Here is a 16,282-nt window from a genome sequence, read left to right as displayed (position 1 = left end):
CAGACTGGAGTGATGCAGACCGACGCCTTGCTCGACCGGTTTCTCGCCCACCTGGCCCCGCTGCACCCGCTCGCCGTCTGGGCCCACGGCTCCCTGGCCGGCGGCGACTACCAGGAGGGGCGCAGCGACCTGGACCTGATCGCCGTACTCGGCCACATCGGTCCCCGCACGGTGTGGCGGCTGGCGCTGCTGCACGCCCGGCTGCGCGGGGAGCCCCTGGCCTCGGGCCTGCACTGCACGTATCTGACGCCGGCGACCGCAGACGACCCCGCGCGGCCCCATCCGACCTGGGCGCACCAGCAGCTGTTCCGGCGGCCTGTCACCCCGGTGACCCGCGCCGAGCTGCACTCCTTCGGCCGGGTGCTGCACGGCGGGCCGCCCGCCGGACTGCTGCCGCAGGTACCGGACGGACAGCTCGCGGAGTTCGTCGTACGCGAGCAGCGGGACTACTGGCGGCCGGCCGTGCGGAAGGCGCGGCTGTGGACCCAGGACGTCTGGGTGGACCTCGGCCTGCTCACCTTCGCCCGGGCGAGCGCGACCCTGCGCGACGGGCGGCTGATCTCCAAGCGGGAGGCACTGGACCTGCTGCCCGCCCTCGGGGCGCCCGGCGAGCTCGTCGAGGACATCCGCACCCGCCGCTACGGCACACCCGTGCCGCCCGCCGAGGAGTGGACGGCCCGCAGGGCGGAGCTGACCCGGGCCTACCTGGGCCCGGCGGTCGACGCGCTGGTCGCCTCGTACGGCTGAGCCGGCAGGTCGGCCACCTCGGTGCCGGGGCGCTCGCGCAGCGCCAGCAGCACACGCAGGACCGCGATCCACACCAGGCAGGAGCCGAGCATGTGGGCGCCGACCAGGACCTCGGGCAGCTCGGTGAAGTACTGGACGTAGCCGATGACACCCTGGGCGAGCAGCACCACGAACAGATCCCGCGTGCGGTGCAGCGGGCCCTTCGGGGCGTCGACCGCCTTGAGGACGAACCACAGGGCGAAGGTCAGCGAGACCGTGATCCAGGCCAGGACGGCATGCAGCTTGCTGACGTCCTCCCAGTTCAGCGGCATGCGCTCGACCTCGCTCGAGTCGCCCGCATGCGGGCCCGCGCCGGTGACGACCGTGCCGACGGCGATCAGCAGGACGGTGACGGCGACCAGCACCCACACCAGCTGCTGCACGGACCCGCCGACCAGCGGCCGGGGCTCCACATCGCCCTCACGGGTGCGCTGCCACATCACCGTGGCCACCGCGATCAGCGCGGAGGAGAGCAGGAAGTGCGCCGCGACCGTGTACGGGTTCAGGCCGACCAGCACCACGATGCCGCCGAGGATCGCGTTGCTCATCACGATCCAGAACTGCGCCCAGCCCAGCCGCGTCAGGCTGCGCCGGTACGGCTTCTCGGAGCGCGCGGCGACGATCGCCCAGCCCACGGCGGCGCACAGGACGTACGTCAGCATGCGGTTGCCGAACTCGATGACGCCGTGCAGGCCCATCTCGCCGGTGGTGGTGAGCGAGTCCTCGGTGCACTTCGGCCAGGTCGGGCAGCCGAGGCCCGAGCCGGTGAGGCGGACCGCGCCGCCGGTGACGACGATGACGACGGCCATCACGAGCGCGGCGAAGGCCGCCCGCTGCACCGTCCGGGGGTCCGGGGTCCAGCGTGCGGCGATGAAGGCGAGCGGGTTGCGCACGGCCGCGGTGGCGGCGGCGCGGGTCAGCTTTGGCACGCGCACCATCGTAGGCGCCCGCTTGTGCACGCTTTCACGAGGGTCGGTCACTGCGGTGCTCCCGGCGGGCTACTCCCAGCGGAAGAAGCGCCCGGCCGCGGCCAGCCCCACGACCGCCCACACAGCCAGAATCCCCAGGTCGCCCCACGGCATCCCGGTTCCGTGCTGCAGCACGTCCCGCAGGCCGTCGGACAGCGCCGAGACGGGCAGCAGGGCCAGCACGTCCTGGACCCCGGCCGGGAACCTGTCCAGCGGCACGATGACCCCGCCGCCGACGAGCAGCAGCAGGAACACCAGGTTGGCGGCCGCGAGGGTCGCCTCCGCCTTCAGCGTGCCCGCCATCAGCAGGCCGAGCCCGGAGAACGCGGCGGTGCCGAGGACCAGCAGGAGGACCACCGGGAGGGGGTTTCCCCGCGGGTCCCAGCCCAGCGCGAGGGCGATCACCGTCACCAGGAGTACCTGGAGGACCTCCGTGACCAGCACGGACGCCGTCTTCGCCGTCATCAGGGCCCAGCGCGGCAGCGGTGAGGCGGCCAGCCGCTTGAGGACGCCGTAGCGGCGCTCGAAGCCGGTCGCGATGGCCTGGCCGGTGAACGCGGTGGACATCACCGCGAGCGCGAGGATGCCGGGCGTGAGGAAGTCCACGGCCTCGCCCGCACCGGTGTCGACGATGTCCACCGAGCTGAACAGCACCAGCAGCAGCGTCGGGATGACGACCGTCAGCAGCAGCTGCTCGCCGTTGCGCAGCAGCATCTTCGTCTCCAGCGCCGCCTGGGCCGCGATCATGCGCCCGAGGGGCGCCGCGCCCGGCTTCGGGGTGTACGTGCCAGTGGCGCTCATGAGCGCAGCTCCTTGCCGGTCAGCTCCAGGAAGACGTCCTCCAGCGTGTGCCGCTCCACCGAGATGCGGTCCGGCATCACGCCGTGCTGGGCGCACCAGGAGGTGACGGTCGCCAGCAGCTGGGGGTCGACCTTGCCGGTGACCCGGTAGGAGCCGGGGGTCAGCTCGGCGGCGGCACTGTCGGCGGGGAGTGCCTTGAGCAGCGAGCCGACGTCGAGGCCGGGGCGGCCGGTGAAGCGCAGGGTGTTCTCGGCGCCGCCGCGGCACAGCTCCTCGGGGGAGCCGTGGGCGATGACCTTGCCGGCGTCGATGATGGCCACGTCGTCGGCGAGCTGCTCGGCCTCGTCCATGTAGTGCGTGGTGAGGATCACCGAGACGCCGTCGGCGCGCAGGTCGCGGACCAGGTCCCAGGTGGCGCGGCGGGCCTGCGGGTCGAGGCCGGCGGTCGGCTCGTCGAGGAACACCAGCTCGGGGCGGCCCACGACGGCCATGGCCAGGGCGAGCCGCTGCTGCTGCCCGCCGGACAGCCGGCGGTAGGCGGTCCGGCCGCAGGAGCCCAGCCCGAGGCGCTCGATCAGCGCGTCCACGTCCAGCGGGTGGGCGTGCAGCCTGGCCACATGGCGCAGCATCTCCTCCGCGCGGGCGCCCGAGTAGACGCCGCCGGACTGGAGCATCACGCCGATCCGCGGGCGCAGCTCGCCCGTCTGGCGCACCGGGTCGAGGCCCAGGACGCGCACCGTGCCGGAGTCCGGTCTGCGGTATCCCTCGCAGGTCTCGACCGTGGTCGTCTTGCCGGCGCCGTTGGGTCCGAGGACGGCGGTGACTCCGGGCCGGGCCACCAGATCGAGGCCGTCCACCGCGGTCGTGTCGCCGTACCGCTTCACCAGGGCCTGGACCTGGAGGACGGGATCGGTTCGCATGGGTGAAGAGTCTAGGTTCGCGAGCGGGCGGCCGGTGGCGGGGGTGGGAAGCCGCCGGCGGAGCGACCCTCGCGTGACCTGCGCTTCTGATCGATCAAAGATCGTTTTCGCAGGTCAGATTAGGTAGACCTAAGTGACGTAGGGCACCGCCGGGCGGCCCGGACGTCGCTTGCCCCGGTCTGACGAATTACGCAACAATGGCGTTGTGAAAAACGTCGGCGAGGCTCGGGAGACCCCCACGGGGGCCCCTCAGGAGGAGCTCGCGACCGGGGAGCGGTCCACCCGCAACCGGGTCGCGCGGTCCATCCTGGACCACGGGCCGTCGACCGTCGCCGAGCTGGCCTCGCGGCTGGGCCTGACCCAGGCCGCCGTCCGCCGCCACCTCGACGCCCTGGTCGCCGACGACGTCGTGGAGGCCCGCGAGCAGCGCGTGTACGGCACGCGGACCCGGGGCCGGCCCGCGAAGGTCTTCGCGCTCACCGACTGCGGCCGCGACGCCTTCGACCAGTCCTACGACAAACTCGCCGCGGACGCGCTGCGCTGGATCGCCGAGCAGGAGGGCGGCCAGGAGGCGGTCGCCGCCTTCGCCCGCGCCCGGATCGCCGCCCAGGCCGACAGCTATCGCAAGGCCGTCGAGGGCGTCGCCCCCGAACGGCGTGCCGAAGCCCTGGCCAAGGCCCTGTCGGCCGACGGGTACGCTGCTACGGCGCGCAGCGCCCCAGGCCGGCAGCTCGGCGAGCAGCTCTGCCAGCACCACTGCCCGGTGGCCCATGTCGCGGAGCAGTTCCCCCAGCTGTGCGAGGCGGAGACCGAGTTCTTCGCCGAGCTGCTCGGGACCCACGTCCAGCGGCTCGCGACCATCGCCCACGGCGACGGCGTGTGCACGACGTTCATCCCCAAGATTTCCACTGACGCACCTGCAAGCACGGCCGGGAGGAACCCCGCATGACTCTCCCCACGGAGACTGCCCACCCTGAGCTCGAGGGCCTGGGCAAGTACGAATACGGCTGGGCCGACTCCGACGAGGCCGGTGCCGCAGCGAAGCGCGGCCTGAGCGAGGCGGTCGTCCGCGACATCTCGGGCAAGAAGTCCGAGCCGGAGTGGATGACCAAGCTGCGCCTCAAGGGTCTGAAGCTCTTCGAGAAGAAGCCCATGCCGAACTGGGGCTCGGACCTCTCGGGCATCGACTTCGACAACATCAAGTACTTCGTGCGTTCCACGGAGAAGCAGGCGGAGTCCTGGGAGGACCTGCCCGAGGACATCAAGAACACGTACGACAAGCTCGGCATCCCCGAGGCGGAGAAGCAGCGCCTCGTCGCCGGTGTCGCCGCCCAGTACGAGTCCGAGGTCGTCTACCACCAGATCCGCGAGGACCTGGAGGAGCAGGGCGTCATCTTCCTGGACACCGACACCGCGCTGAAGGAGCACCCGGAGCTCTTCAAGGAGTACTTCGGCACCGTCATCCCGGCCGGTGACAACAAGTTCGCCGCGCTGAACACCGCCGTGTGGTCCGGCGGCTCCTTCATCTACGTGCCGAAGGGCGTGCACGTCGAGATCCCGCTCCAGGCCTACTTCCGCATCAACACGGAGAACATGGGCCAGTTCGAGCGGACCCTGATCATCGTCGACGAGGGTGCCTACGTGCACTACGTCGAGGGTTGTACGGCCCCGATCTACAAGTCGGACTCGCTGCACTCCGCCGTCGTCGAGATCATCGTCAAGAAGAACGCCCGCTGCCGCTACACGACCATCCAGAACTGGTCGAACAACGTCTACAACCTGGTCACCAAGCGCGCCGTCGCCTACGAGGGCGCGACCATGGAGTGGATCGACGGCAACATCGGCTCCAAGGTGACGATGAAGTACCCGGCCGTCTACCTGATGGGCGAGCACGCCAAGGGCGAGACCCTGTCCATCGCCTTCGCCGGCGAGGGCCAGCACCAGGACGCCGGCGCCAAGATGGTCCACATGGCGCCCAACACGTCGTCCAACATCGTCTCCAAGTCGGTGGCGCGCGGCGGCGGCCGCACCTCCTACCGCGGTCTGATCGAGATCGGCGAGGGCGCCCCGGGCTCGAAGTCGAACGTGCTCTGCGACGCGCTGCTCGTCGACACCATCTCCCGGTCCGACACCTACCCCTACGTCGACGTCCGTGAGGACGACGTGTCCATGGGCCACGAGGCGACCGTCTCCAAGGTCTCCGAGGACCAGCTCTTCTACCTGATGAGCCGCGGCCTGTCCGAGGACGAGGCGATGGCGATGATCGTGCGCGGCTTCGTCGAGCCGATCGCCAAGGAGCTGCCCATGGAGTACGCGCTCGAGCTCAACCGGCTGATCGAGCTCCAGATGGAGGGCGCGGTCGGCTAACCGCCGCTCCGCGAACCCCATCAGTCCCTTACGCAACGGAAAGCGAGCATTACGACAGCCATGGCTGAGGCTCAGAACATCCCGGTGGGCTCCACCACCGCCGGCTCGATCGCGGTCGCCGCGGAGTCGACCGTCGTCTCGCGCATGAGCGCGCCGCCGTCCTTCGACGTGGCGGACTTCCCGGTCCCGCACGGCCGTGAGGAGGAGTGGCGCTTCACCCCGCTGGAGCGGCTGCGCGGGCTGCACGACGGCACCGCCACCGCGACCGGCGACGGCGTGAAGGTCGACGTGCAGGCCCCCGAGGGCGTCACCGTCGAGACCGTCGGCCGCGACGACGCCCGGCTCGGCAAGGCCGGCACCCCGGTGGACCGCGTCGCCGCGCAGGCGTACTCCGCCTTCGAGAAGGCCTCGGTCGTGACCGTGCCGAAGGAGACCGTCCTCACCGAGCCGATCCGCATCGCGGTGCACGGCGAGGGCGGCACCCGCTTCGGCCACCAGGTCGTCGAGCTGGGCGCGTTCGCCGAGGCCGTCGTCGTCATCGACCACACCGGTGACGCCGTGCTCGCCGCCAACGTCGACTACATCCTCGGCGACGGCGCCAAGCTGACCGTCGTCTCCGTCCAGGACTGGGACGACAAGTCCGTCCACGTGGCCCAGCACAACGCGCTGATCGGCCGCGACGCCTCCTTCAAGTCGGTCGTCGTCACCTTCGGCGGTGACGTCGTGCGGCTGCACCCGCGCGTGACCTACGCCGGCACCGGCGGCGAGGCCGAGCTGTTCGGCCTGTACTTCACCGACGCCGGCCAGCACCAGGAGCACCGCCTGCTGGTCACGCACAACGTGCCGCACTGCAAGTCCAACGTCGTCTACAAGGGCGCGCTGCAGGGCGAGCAGGCGCACGCGGTGTGGATCGGTGACGTGCTCATCGAGGCCGCGGCCGAGGGCACCGACACCTACGAGATGAACCGCAACCTGGTGCTCACCGACGGCGCCCGCGTCGACTCGGTGCCGAACCTGGAGATCGAGACCGGCGAGATCGCCGGCGCCGGCCACGCCTCCGCCACCGGCCGCTTCGACGACGAGCAGCTCTTCTACCTGATGGCCCGCGGCATCCCGGAGTACGAGGCCCGCCGCCTCGTCGTCCGCGGCTTCTTCGCCGAGCTGGTCCAGCAGATCGGTGTCGCCGACATCGAGGAGCGACTGCTCGCCAAGATCGCGGAGGAGCTGGAGGCGTCGGTCGCATGACCTTCGTACGCGCCTGTGCGCTGAGCGAGCTGGAGGAGGACACCCCGAAGCGGGTGGAACTCGACGGCACGCCGGTGTCCCTCGTGCACACCGAGGGCGAGGTCTTCGCGATCCACGACATCTGCAGCCACGCGAACGTCTCCCTCTCCGAGGGCGAGGTGGAGGACTGCCAGATCGAGTGCTGGCTGCACGGCTCCGCGTTCGACCTCCGCACCGGCAAGCCGTCCGGCCTTCCCGCGACGCGCCCCGTCCCCGTATACCCCGTAAAGATCGAAGGGGACGACGTGCTCGTCTCCCTCAACCAGGAGTCCTGAGGCACCCATGGCAACGCTTGAAATCCGAGACCTGCGCGTCACCGTCGAGGCCGACAACGCCACGAAGGAGATCCTCAAGGGCGTCGACCTGACCGTGAAGCAGGGCGAGACGCACGCCATCATGGGCCCCAACGGCTCCGGCAAGTCGACCCTCGCCTACTCCCTCGCGGGTCACCCGAAGTACACCGTCACCGGCGGCAGCGTCACGCTCGACGGCGAGGACGTCCTGGAGATGTCCGTCGACGAGCGCGCCCGCGCGGGTGTCTTCCTGGCCATGCAGTACCCGGTCGAGGTCCCCGGCGTCTCGGTCTCCAACTTCCTGCGCACCTCCGCCACCGCGATCCGCGGCGAGGCCCCCAAGCTGCGCACCTGGGTGAAGGAGGTCAAGGAGGCCATGCAGCGCCTCAACATGGACCCCTCCTTCGCCGAGCGCAACGTCAACGAGGGCTTCTCCGGCGGTGAGAAGAAGCGCCACGAGATCCTTCAGCTGGAGCTGCTCAAGCCGAAGATCGCGATCCTCGACGAGACCGACTCCGGCCTCGACGTCGACGCGCTGCGCATCGTCTCCGAGGGCGTCAACCGCGTCCGTGAGAGCGGTGAGGTCGGCACCCTGCTGATCACGCACTACACGCGCATCCTGCGCTACATCAAGCCCGACCACGTCCACGTCTTCGCGGGCGGCAAGATCGTCGAGTCCGGTGGCCCGGAGCTCGCCGACAAGCTCGAGGCCGAGGGCTACGAGGCATACACGAAGGGTGGCGCATCCGAGTGACACAGCTGCCGGGCCTCCTCACTGAGTCCAGTCTTCTTGGCGAGGCGATCCGCAAGGACTTCCCCATCCTGGACCGTCAGGTCCACGACGGGCGGAAGCTCGTGTACCTGGACAACGCGGCGACCTCGCAGAAGCCGCGCCAGGTGCTGGACGCCCTGAGCGAGTACTACGAGCGCTACAACGCCAACGTCCACCGCGGTGTGCATGTGCTCGCCGAGGAGGCCACGGCGCTGTACGAAGGCGCGCGCGACAAGGTCGCCGAGTTCATCAACGCGCCGTCGCGCGACGAGGTGATCTTCACCAAGAACGCCTCGGAGTCGCTCAACCTCGTCGCCAACATGCTCGGCTGGGCCGACGAGCCCTACCGGGTGGACTCGGACACCGAGATCGTCATCACGGAGATGGAGCACCACTCCAACATCGTGCCGTGGCAGCTGCTCGCGCAGCGCACGGGCGCGAAGCTGAAGTGGTTCGGCCTCACCGACGACGGCCGTCTCGACCTGTCCAACATCGACGAGATCATCACCGAGAAGACGAAGATCGTGTCTTTCGTGCTGGTCTCCAACATCCTGGGCACGTTCAACCCGGTCGAGGCGATCGTGCGCCGCGCCCAGGAGGTCGGCGCGCTGGTCTGCGTCGACGCCTCCCAGGCCGCGCCGCACATGCCGCTGGACGTACAGGCCCTCCAGGCCGACTTCGTGGCCTTCACCGGCCACAAGATGTGCGCGCCCACGGGTATCGGCGTGCTGTGGGGCCGCCAGGAGCTGCTGGAGGACCTGCCTCCGTTCCTGGGCGGCGGCGAGATGATCGAGACCGTGTCGATGCACTCGTCGACGTACGCCCCCGCACCGCACAAGTTCGAGGCGGGCACCCCGCCGATCGCCCAGGCGGTCGGTCTCGGCGCGGCGATCGACTACCTCAACTCGATCGGCATGGACAAGATCCTCGCCCATGAGCACGCCCTCACCGAGTACGCGGTGAAGCGTCTGGCCGAGGTCCCCGACCTGCGGATCATCGGCCCGTCCACGGCCGAGGACCGGGGCGCCGCGATCTCCTTCACGCTCGGCGACATCCACCCGCACGACGTGGGCCAGGTCCTCGACGAGCAGGGCATCGCGGTCCGCGTCGGCCACCACTGCGCGCGTCCCGTGTGCCTGCGCTACGGAATTCCTGCGACCACGCGGGCGTCGTTCTATCTGTACTCCACGCCGGCCGAGATCGACGCACTGGTCGAGGGGCTGGAGCACGTACGGAACTTCTTCGGCTGAGGGGTTGGCGAGCGATCGCATGAAGCTGGACTCGATGTACCAGGACGTCATCCTGGACCACTACAAGAACCCGCACGGGCGTGGTCTGAGGGACGGCGACGCCGAGGTGCACCATGTGAACCCGACGTGCGGTGACGAGATCACGCTCCGCGTGAAGTACGCCGGCACCACGGTCGAGGACGTCTCGTACGAGGGCCAGGGCTGCTCGATCAGCCAGGCCTCGGCCTCCGTGCTGAACGAACTGCTGGTCGGCAAGGACCTCTCCGACGCGCAGAAGATCCAGGAGACCTTCCTGGAGCTGATGCAGTCCAAGGGGAAGATCGAGCCCGACGACGCGATGGAGGAGGTGCTGGAGGACGCGGTCGCGTTCGCCGGTGTCTCCAAGTACCCGGCCCGGGTCAAGTGCGCCCTCCTCAGCTGGATGGCATGGAAGGACGCGACGGCCCAGGCCCTGGGCGGAGCCGACGCGGAAAGGAAGACGGCATGAGCGAGACCGTTGAGATGAAGCCGGCCTCCGAGGACGAGATCCGCGAGGCGCTGTACGACGTCGTCGACCCCGAGCTGGGCATCGACGTCGTCAACCTCGGCCTGATCTACGGCATCCACATCGACGACGCGAACATCGCGACGATCGACATGACCCTGACCTCGGCGGCCTGCCCGCTGACCGACGTCATCGAGGACCAGGCCAAGTCCGCCACGGACGGGCTGGTCAGCGAGCTGCGCATCAACTGGGTCTGGATGCCGCCGTGGGGTCCGGACAAGATCACGGACGACGGTCGCGAGCAGCTTCGGGCGCTCGGGTTCAACGTCTGACAGCCCTGCGAAAGCCCCGCCGGACGCGCGAGCACCGGCGGGGCTTTCGTATGCGCACACACGGGGCGTGCACGGGGTGCACAAAAGGCGTGCACGAGGGGCACACAGCGGGCGCACATCACGCACACAGGTGTTCGGTCCGCTGAAGACCTTGACGCGGTGCTGTCGGGTCGGGACGCTCCGTGCGGACAAGGCGGAGTGCCGGGCACGACGGTGTGCCCCACCCGCCGGGGGATTCCTAGGGGGGAATCAATGCACGCGTTGACGACGCGTACGCGCATGCCCATGCCCGGATCCGTACGGGCGCTGCTGGCCGGGCTCGTGATCCTGGCGCTGGCCCTGGCCGGTCTGGTGGCCCTCGCGCCCCGGGCCTCGGCCGCACCCGTACCCGACGCCTCGGCGAACCCGACGACGGTGAACCGGTACGGCGTCTCGACCGTGAAGCTCAGACTCGACGGTGAGTCCAGCACCCAGTCGACCCCGACCGACCTGGTGCTCGTCCTCGACGAGTCCGGCAGCATCGACAACACCGAGTGGGGTCAGCTGAAGGACTTCGCCAAGAGCGTGGTCAACGGAGTCGCCGCGCACGGGCTGTTCACCAACGGCGGCCGGGTCGGCGTCGTCGGCTTCGCCGACGGCGTGCTGCCGCCCGTCAGCGCGCTCAGCGGCGACAAGGACGCCGTCCTGAACGCCATCGACACCAACCCCAAGCAGAACACCGGCACCTGCATCGCCTGCGGACTGAACGAGGCGAACAACGTCATGGGGCCCGACGACCCCGGCCGCAACCAGCTGGTCATCGTCATCACCGACGGCGAGGCGACCAGCGGCAACACCGCCGCAGCGGCGAGCGCCCTGCAGGCCAAGGCCACCGTCTTCGCCGTGGGCGTCGGCGGCGGCATCCAGCAGGCCACCCTGGAGGTCATCGCCAGCGGCCCCGGCTCCGACAACACCTTCTCGGCCGGTGACTTCGGCAGCCTCGACACCCTGCTCAAGCAGATCGTCGAGGCGGTCGTGGTGCCCGGCGCCACCCACCCCTCCATCGCCGTCACGCTCGACGCGCCCTGGGAGCTGGTGCCCGGAAGCGTCACCGCGAACCTCGCCGGGTCGGCCGTGGGCGGCGTCACCGCCGACGGGTTCACCTGGTCCCGGGCCGAACTCGGCGACGAGGACCTGGAGATCGCCTACCAGGTCAAGCACCGCGGCGCGCCCTGCGGACCGCTGGACGTGAACAAGTCCGTCGTCTACCACGACGACCAGAACGCGGCGGTGACCTTCCCGAAGGTCGTCGTCACGGTCACCTGCCTGCCGCCGGTCGCCGACGCCGGGCCGGACAAGACCGTCGACGAAGGCTCCTCGGTCACGCTCGACGGCTCCGGCAGCCACGACCCCGACGGCACCGTCGTCTCGTACGCCTGGAGCGGCGCGGACGCCGGCATCGGCACGCTGACGAACCCGGGCGCGGCCGTGGCCACGTACAACGGCCTCGACGACGGCGCCGACGCCGTGACGCTCACCGTCACCGACGACAACGGCCTCACGGACGGCGACTCCACGACCGTGACGGTCAAGAACGTCGCCCCCGACCTCACCCTGACCAGCTGCCCGGTCGACCCGCACGCGGTCGGCACGGACGTCTCCTTCGCCGGCACGTTCACCGACCCCGGCACCCTCGACACCCACACCCTGTCGGTGGCCTGGGGCGACGGCACCACCACCGAGGTGCCGGGCGTGAGCTCCCCGGCCGGCAGCACCCACCAGTACACGGGCGCCGGCATCTACGACATCGCCGTCACGGTCACGGACGACGACGGCGGCACCGACACCCAGCACTGCGGGTTCGTCGTCGTGTACGACCCCAACGGCGGGTTCGTCACCGGCGGCGGCTGGATCAACTCACCGGCCGGCGCCTACCCCGCCGACCCGAGCGCCACCGGCCGCGCCAACTTCGGCTTCGTGTCGAAGTACAAGAACGGCGCGAGCGTTCCCACCGGCAGCACGGAGTTCCAGTTCAAGGCCGGTAGCCTCAACTTCCACTCCGCCGACTACCAGTGGCTGGTCGTCGCCGGTGCCAAGGCCATCTACAAGGGCACCGGCACGGTGAACGGCGCCTCCGGCTACTCGTTCATGCTCAGCGCCGCCGACAGCACGCCCGACACGTTCCGGATCAGGATCTGGCGGACCGCCGACGACACCCTCGTCTACGACAACCAGACCGGCGCCGCGCCCGACGCCGACCCGACGACCGCCCTCGCCGGCGGCTCGATCGTGATCCACAAGAACTGACGGAACACGTCAGGACCCCTTGAGCGGGCGGCCGCGCACGATGCGGCCGCCCGTTCGTCGCACGGTCAGTTGTGGCTGTGCAGGATCTCGTTCAGGCCGCCCCACTCCGCGTTGTTCGGGACCGCCTGGACGGCGCCGGTGACGGAGTTGCGGCGGAAGAGGATGTTGTCGGCGCCGGAGAGCTCACGGGCCTTGACGATCTGGCCGTCGGGGAGGGTGACCTTGGTGCCGGCGGTGAGGTAGAGGCCCGCCTCGACCACGCAGTCGTTGCCGAGGGCGATGCCGACACCGGCCTCGGCCCCGACCAGGGAGCGCTCGCCGATCGCCACGCGCTCCTTGCCGCCGCCGGACAGCGTGCCCATCGTGGAGGCGCCGCCGCCGATGTCCGAGCCGTCGCCGACGACGACGCCCTGGGAGATACGGCCCTCGACCATGGAGGTGCCGAGGGTGCCGGCGTTGAAGTTGACGAAGCCCTCGTGCATGACCGTGGTGCCGGAGGCCAGGTGCGCGCCGAGCCGCACCCGGTCGGCGTCGGCGATGCGGACGCCCGCCGGGGCGACGTAGTCGGTCATCCGCGGGAACTTGTCCACGCCGAAGACCCCGAGGTGCAGACCGCGGGCCCGGGCGGCCAGGCGGACCGTCTCCAGCGTGTCCACGGCGACCGGGCCGAGCGAGGTCCAGGCGACATTGGCCAGCAGACCGAAGATGCCGTCCAGGTTCTGCCCGTTCGGCTTCACCAGGCGGTGCGAGAGCAGGTGCAGCCGCAGGTAGGCGTCGTGCGTGTCCAGCGGCTTGTCGTCCAGCGAGGAGATGACCGTACGCACCGCGACGACCTCGACACCGCGCACCGCGTCCGCGCCGAGGGCGGCCACACCGTGCTCGCCGAGCAGCTCGGCGGTGCGCTCGGCGTCCAGCCGCTCGGTGCCCGCCGGGCCGGGCTCGGCGGCCAGCTCGGGCGCGGGGAACCAGGTGTCGAGGACGGTGCCGTCGGCGGCGATCGTGGCGAGGCCGGCGGCAACGGCGCCGGTGGTGCGAGGAGCAGTCGTGTCGGTCATGAGGGCAACCTAACGTGACGCACCCCGCCCGGGCGAACCGGCCATCGCCCGTCTCACCTGCCGGGCAGCCCTCAGGGCCGCTGTCCCTCGCGGTCCACGACGGCCACCTCCTCCCGCACCCCGCTGAGGATCACGTCCCCCTTCCCGAAGCCCTCCTCGCCGCTGCCGGCCACGTACCTGAAGCCGCGGTAGAGGTACGTCACCGGGTCCAGCAGGATCTCCTGGCGGCCCGCGGAGGGGTCCTTGGCCTTCAGGTAGAGGGCGATCGCGTCACGGCCCAGGGCGTCCGTGACCTCGGCGGCCCGGACCCCGGGGACGGTGGCCAGCGCCCGGTAGACCTTGGCCAGGCCCTCGGGGTCGTACGGGTAGGAGCGGCTGAGGACGACACCGAGCGCGCGGTACTCGTGCTGGACGCGGCTCTCGGTCGGGTCGGTGGCGTCGTAGAACGCCCGGGCCTTCGCCCTGACCTGCCGCGGGTCGTCCGGCAGGCCGGTCAGGAAGGCGTACTGCTCCCTGGGGGAGTGGTCGTCGCCCGCCTTGCCGCGCTCGAGGGCCGGGTCGGCGTACTTCTTCCAGCCCTCCTCGGTCTGCGGGCCGGTCACGTCGTCCGTCGCGTTCGACTCGACCGTCTTCTCGTAGATCCACTGACCGTCGCGCGCGGTGACCGCGGGGCCGGCGGCGATCGTGTCCGCGGCCCGGTTCAGCAGGGTTCTCGCGCTGCCGATCTCGACCGTGTACGACGACCCCGGCCGGGTCTCCCCGGAGCCGTCGCGGACGACCTGGGTGCCGACCAGCGCGGCCGCCGTGATCGCGGCCGCCGCCCCGAGGGCCGCGAGCCGCCAGTCCGTGCGCAGCCTGCGCCCGCGCGAGCCCCGGGCCGCCTCCCGCAGCAGCCGCTCGCGTCCGGCGACCAGGTCGGGGCGCCGGGCCTCGGGCGCGTCGGAGCGCAGGCCGCGGACCGCCGTCATCTCGTCCATGTCAGACCACCTCCGTGGGGTCGAGCGTGAATGCGGGGTCGGCGCCCAGGGCGGCGCGCACCTTGCGGCGGGCCCGGTTGAGCCGGGAGCGGACCGTTCCGACGGGGATGCCGAGCGCCTCGGCGACCTCCGGATAGGTCAGGTCGGCCCAGGCGACCAGGAGCAGCACATGCCGGTCACCGGCCGACAGCGCGGCCAGGGCACCGGCCAGCGGGGCCTGCGCGGTGCCGGCGGCGAGCCGCTCGTCGGCCCGCTCCGACCAGGACTCGGCGACCGGGTCGTGGCCGGTGCGGGCGAGGGCCCTGAGGGCCCGCACCTCGGAGCGGCGCTGCTTGCCGATGAGGTGGGCGGCGATGCCGTACAGCCAGGGCCGGGCGTTGCCGCGGCCGGTGTCGTAGCGGGTGCGGCTGCGGAAGGCGACGAGGAACGTCTCGGCGGTGATGTCGTCGGCCGCGCCGGCGCCCAGGCGGCGTGCCGCGTAGCGGTGGATGTCCGGCGCGTACCGGTCGTAGAGCCGGGCGAACAGCTCCGGCTCCTCCAGGGACTGGGCGACGAGGTCGCCGTCCGCGAAGGGCGGTCCGGTCACGGGGCCTCCAGGGAACAGGGTCTTGGTGAGCATGTCACCCCGCTGTTCCCCGAAGCCGGCCCAAGGGTTCACGCGGCCCGCGCGGGCAGGCGCCGGCACGCCGGCGGGGGCCTGGCGCCGGGCGGTCAGGAGGCCGTGAGGCGCTCGTACGCCGTGAGCAGCTCGGCGGCCGCCGTGGCGCCGGCCGGGCGCAGCGGGGCGCGTACCGGGCCGGCGGGCAGGCCGAGGCCGTTCAGGAGGGACTTGGCGGTGACGGTGCCGGGCAGGCCCGCCGCCATCATCAGCTCGATGAGCTCGGTGGCCTGTTGCTGGAGCCGGGCCGCCCGCGCGGTGTCACCCGCCTCGAACGCGTCGATCACCGACCGCAGATGACGGGGGACCACATTGGCGACCGTGCTGATGTATCCCGCGCCGCCCACCGCGTACAGGGCGAGGTTGTGCTCCTCGCAGCCCGCGTAGTACGCCAGGCCGGTCCGGGAGAACACCTTCTGCGCCGCCAGGAAGTCGTAGGAGCAGTCCTTCACGCCGACGATGCGCGGGTGTCCGGCCAGTCGGATCAGGGTGTCCGGCTCGATGCGGGTGCCCGTGCGGCCGGGGATGTCGTAGAGGAGGACCGGCAGACCGGAGGCGTCCGCGATCTCGCGGAAGTGGGCCTCCAGGGCGTCCTGCGGCGGCTTGCTGTAGTACGGCGAGACCACCAGCAGGCCGTCGGCGCCCGACTTCTCGGCCTGCAGGGCGAGTTCGACCGTGTGCCGGGTGTCGAAGGTGCCCACGCCCGCGACCAGGGACGCCCGGTCGCCCACCGCTTCCCGCACCGCACGGATCAGCGCGGCCTTCTCGGCGTCCGACGTGGTCGGCGACTCGCCGGTCGTCCCGGACAGCACGAGCCCGTCGCAGCCCTCCGCGGCCAGCCGGTCGGCTAGCCGCTGCGCGCCGTCGAGGTCCAGCGCGCCGGACGCGGTGAAGGGCGTGATCATCGCGCACAGGGCGCGGCCGAAGGGAGGGTTCGCGTGCGTCATGAGGGAAGTGTCGGCGCCCGGTCGATGAAGCTCCACTTAAATCTCCTACGAGATAGGGCTAAGTGGAGCTTCATCGGTCACCTCGGGCGGTGACCCGCGCGG

17 protein-coding genes are annotated in these 16,282 nt (G+C 71.0%); 10 read left to right on the top strand and 7 right to left on the bottom strand.

The window, feature by feature from the left end; genetic code table 11:
* Window positions 1-12: 12 nt before the first annotated feature.
* Window positions 13-747, top strand: coding sequence for a nucleotidyltransferase (locus ACIGXJ_RS00720; protein WP_399639669.1), 735 nt, complete (start codon window positions 13-15; stop codon window positions 745-747).
* Here the strand turns inward: ACIGXJ_RS00720 and ACIGXJ_RS00715 are convergent.
* The 3 genes from ACIGXJ_RS00715 to ACIGXJ_RS00705 are packed head-to-tail and all read right to left on the bottom strand — an operon-like array spanning window position 702 to window position 3,475.
* Window positions 702-1,724: a heme A synthase gene (locus ACIGXJ_RS00715; protein ID WP_399639666.1), complete on the bottom strand. Its 1,023-nt coding sequence runs from the start codon at window positions 1,722-1,724 to the stop codon at window positions 702-704. The genes ACIGXJ_RS00720 and ACIGXJ_RS00715 overlap by 46 nt on opposite strands.
* 60 nt (window positions 1,725-1,784) lie before the next feature.
* Entirely contained in the window at window positions 1,785-2,555 is a 771-nt protein-coding gene (locus ACIGXJ_RS00710; RefSeq protein ID WP_399639664.1) for an ABC transporter permease, read from the bottom strand.
* Window positions 2,552-3,475: an ABC transporter ATP-binding protein gene (locus tag ACIGXJ_RS00705; protein ID WP_399639661.1), complete on the bottom strand. Its 924-nt coding sequence runs from the start codon at window positions 3,473-3,475 to the stop codon at window positions 2,552-2,554. The genes ACIGXJ_RS00710 and ACIGXJ_RS00705 overlap by 4 nt, the downstream gene beginning before the upstream one ends.
* Window positions 3,476-3,680: 205 nt before the next feature.
* Here ACIGXJ_RS00705 and ACIGXJ_RS00700 point away from each other — a divergent pair, with 205 nt between their 5' ends.
* The 9 genes from ACIGXJ_RS00700 (at window position 3,681) to ACIGXJ_RS00660 (ending at window position 12,543) form a co-directional block, all read left to right on the top strand.
* Window positions 3,681-4,424 (top strand): helix-turn-helix transcriptional regulator, encoded by a 744-nt coding sequence (locus ACIGXJ_RS00700; protein WP_399639659.1) that lies wholly within the window; start codon window positions 3,681-3,683, stop codon window positions 4,422-4,424.
* Window positions 4,421-5,842, top strand: a complete 1,422-nt coding sequence (gene sufB / locus ACIGXJ_RS00695; RefSeq protein ID WP_398863393.1) for a Fe-S cluster assembly protein SufB — start codon at window positions 4,421-4,423, stop codon at window positions 5,840-5,842. The genes ACIGXJ_RS00700 and sufB overlap by 4 nt, the downstream gene beginning before the upstream one ends.
* A gap of 60 nt (window positions 5,843-5,902) precedes the next feature.
* The gene (sufD, locus tag ACIGXJ_RS00690; RefSeq protein WP_399639655.1) at window positions 5,903-7,087 is read left to right on the top strand and encodes a Fe-S cluster assembly protein SufD; all 1,185 of its coding nucleotides are present in this window, start codon (window positions 5,903-5,905) and stop codon (window positions 7,085-7,087) included.
* Window positions 7,084-7,401, top strand: a complete 318-nt coding sequence (locus ACIGXJ_RS00685) for a bifunctional 3-phenylpropionate/cinnamic acid dioxygenase ferredoxin subunit (RefSeq protein WP_399639652.1) — start codon at window positions 7,084-7,086, stop codon at window positions 7,399-7,401. Before sufD ends, ACIGXJ_RS00685 begins: the two co-directional genes overlap by 4 nt.
* 7 nt (window positions 7,402-7,408) lie before the next feature.
* Window positions 7,409-8,173 (top strand): Fe-S cluster assembly ATPase SufC, encoded by a 765-nt coding sequence (sufC, locus tag ACIGXJ_RS00680; RefSeq protein ID WP_399639649.1) that lies wholly within the window; start codon window positions 7,409-7,411, stop codon window positions 8,171-8,173.
* On the top strand, window positions 8,170-9,441 hold the full coding sequence (locus tag ACIGXJ_RS00675; RefSeq protein ID WP_399639646.1) for a cysteine desulfurase: 1,272 nt from the start codon (window positions 8,170-8,172) through the stop codon (window positions 9,439-9,441). The genes sufC and ACIGXJ_RS00675 overlap by 4 nt, the downstream gene beginning before the upstream one ends.
* 19 nt (window positions 9,442-9,460) lie before the next feature.
* Window positions 9,461-9,928: a Fe-S cluster assembly sulfur transfer protein SufU gene (gene sufU, locus ACIGXJ_RS00670; protein ID WP_399642114.1), complete on the top strand. Its 468-nt coding sequence runs from the start codon at window positions 9,461-9,463 to the stop codon at window positions 9,926-9,928.
* Window positions 9,925-10,257: a metal-sulfur cluster assembly factor gene (locus tag ACIGXJ_RS00665; RefSeq protein WP_399639644.1), complete on the top strand. Its 333-nt coding sequence runs from the start codon at window positions 9,925-9,927 to the stop codon at window positions 10,255-10,257. The genes sufU and ACIGXJ_RS00665 overlap by 4 nt, the downstream gene beginning before the upstream one ends.
* Window positions 10,258-10,542: 285 nt before the next feature.
* On the top strand, window positions 10,543-12,543 hold the full coding sequence (locus ACIGXJ_RS00660) for a VWA domain-containing protein (protein WP_399639642.1): 2,001 nt from the start codon (window positions 10,543-10,545) through the stop codon (window positions 12,541-12,543).
* Window positions 12,544-12,608: 65 nt separating this feature from the next.
* Here ACIGXJ_RS00660 and dapD read toward each other — a convergent pair whose 3' ends face one another.
* From dapD to dapA, 4 genes are all read right to left on the bottom strand, one after another.
* Window positions 12,609-13,598 carry a 2,3,4,5-tetrahydropyridine-2,6-dicarboxylate N-succinyltransferase gene (gene dapD, locus ACIGXJ_RS00655; protein WP_399639639.1) on the bottom strand — a complete coding sequence of 330 codons (990 nt, stop codon included), beginning with the start codon at window positions 13,596-13,598 and terminating at the stop codon, window positions 12,609-12,611.
* Between the two features lie 71 nt (window positions 13,599-13,669).
* Entirely contained in the window at window positions 13,670-14,575 is a 906-nt protein-coding gene (locus ACIGXJ_RS00650) for a CU044_5270 family protein (protein ID WP_399639636.1), read from the bottom strand.
* Window position 14,576: 1 nt separating this feature from the next.
* On the bottom strand, window positions 14,577-15,161 hold the full coding sequence (locus tag ACIGXJ_RS00645) for an RNA polymerase sigma factor (RefSeq protein WP_399639634.1): 585 nt from the start codon (window positions 15,159-15,161) through the stop codon (window positions 14,577-14,579).
* A 125-nt stretch (window positions 15,162-15,286) separates the two neighbouring features.
* The gene (gene dapA / locus ACIGXJ_RS00640) at window positions 15,287-16,180 is read right to left on the bottom strand and encodes a 4-hydroxy-tetrahydrodipicolinate synthase (RefSeq protein ID WP_399639630.1); all 894 of its coding nucleotides are present in this window, start codon (window positions 16,178-16,180) and stop codon (window positions 15,287-15,289) included.
* Between the last annotated feature and the right edge of the window lie 102 nt (window positions 16,181-16,282).

It is taken from the genome of Streptomyces sp. NPDC053367 (genome assembly GCF_044545925.1).
GTDB lineage: Bacteria > Actinomycetota > Actinomycetes > Streptomycetales > Streptomycetaceae > Streptomyces.
This window is presented reverse-complemented; position numbering and strand designations above follow the sequence as displayed.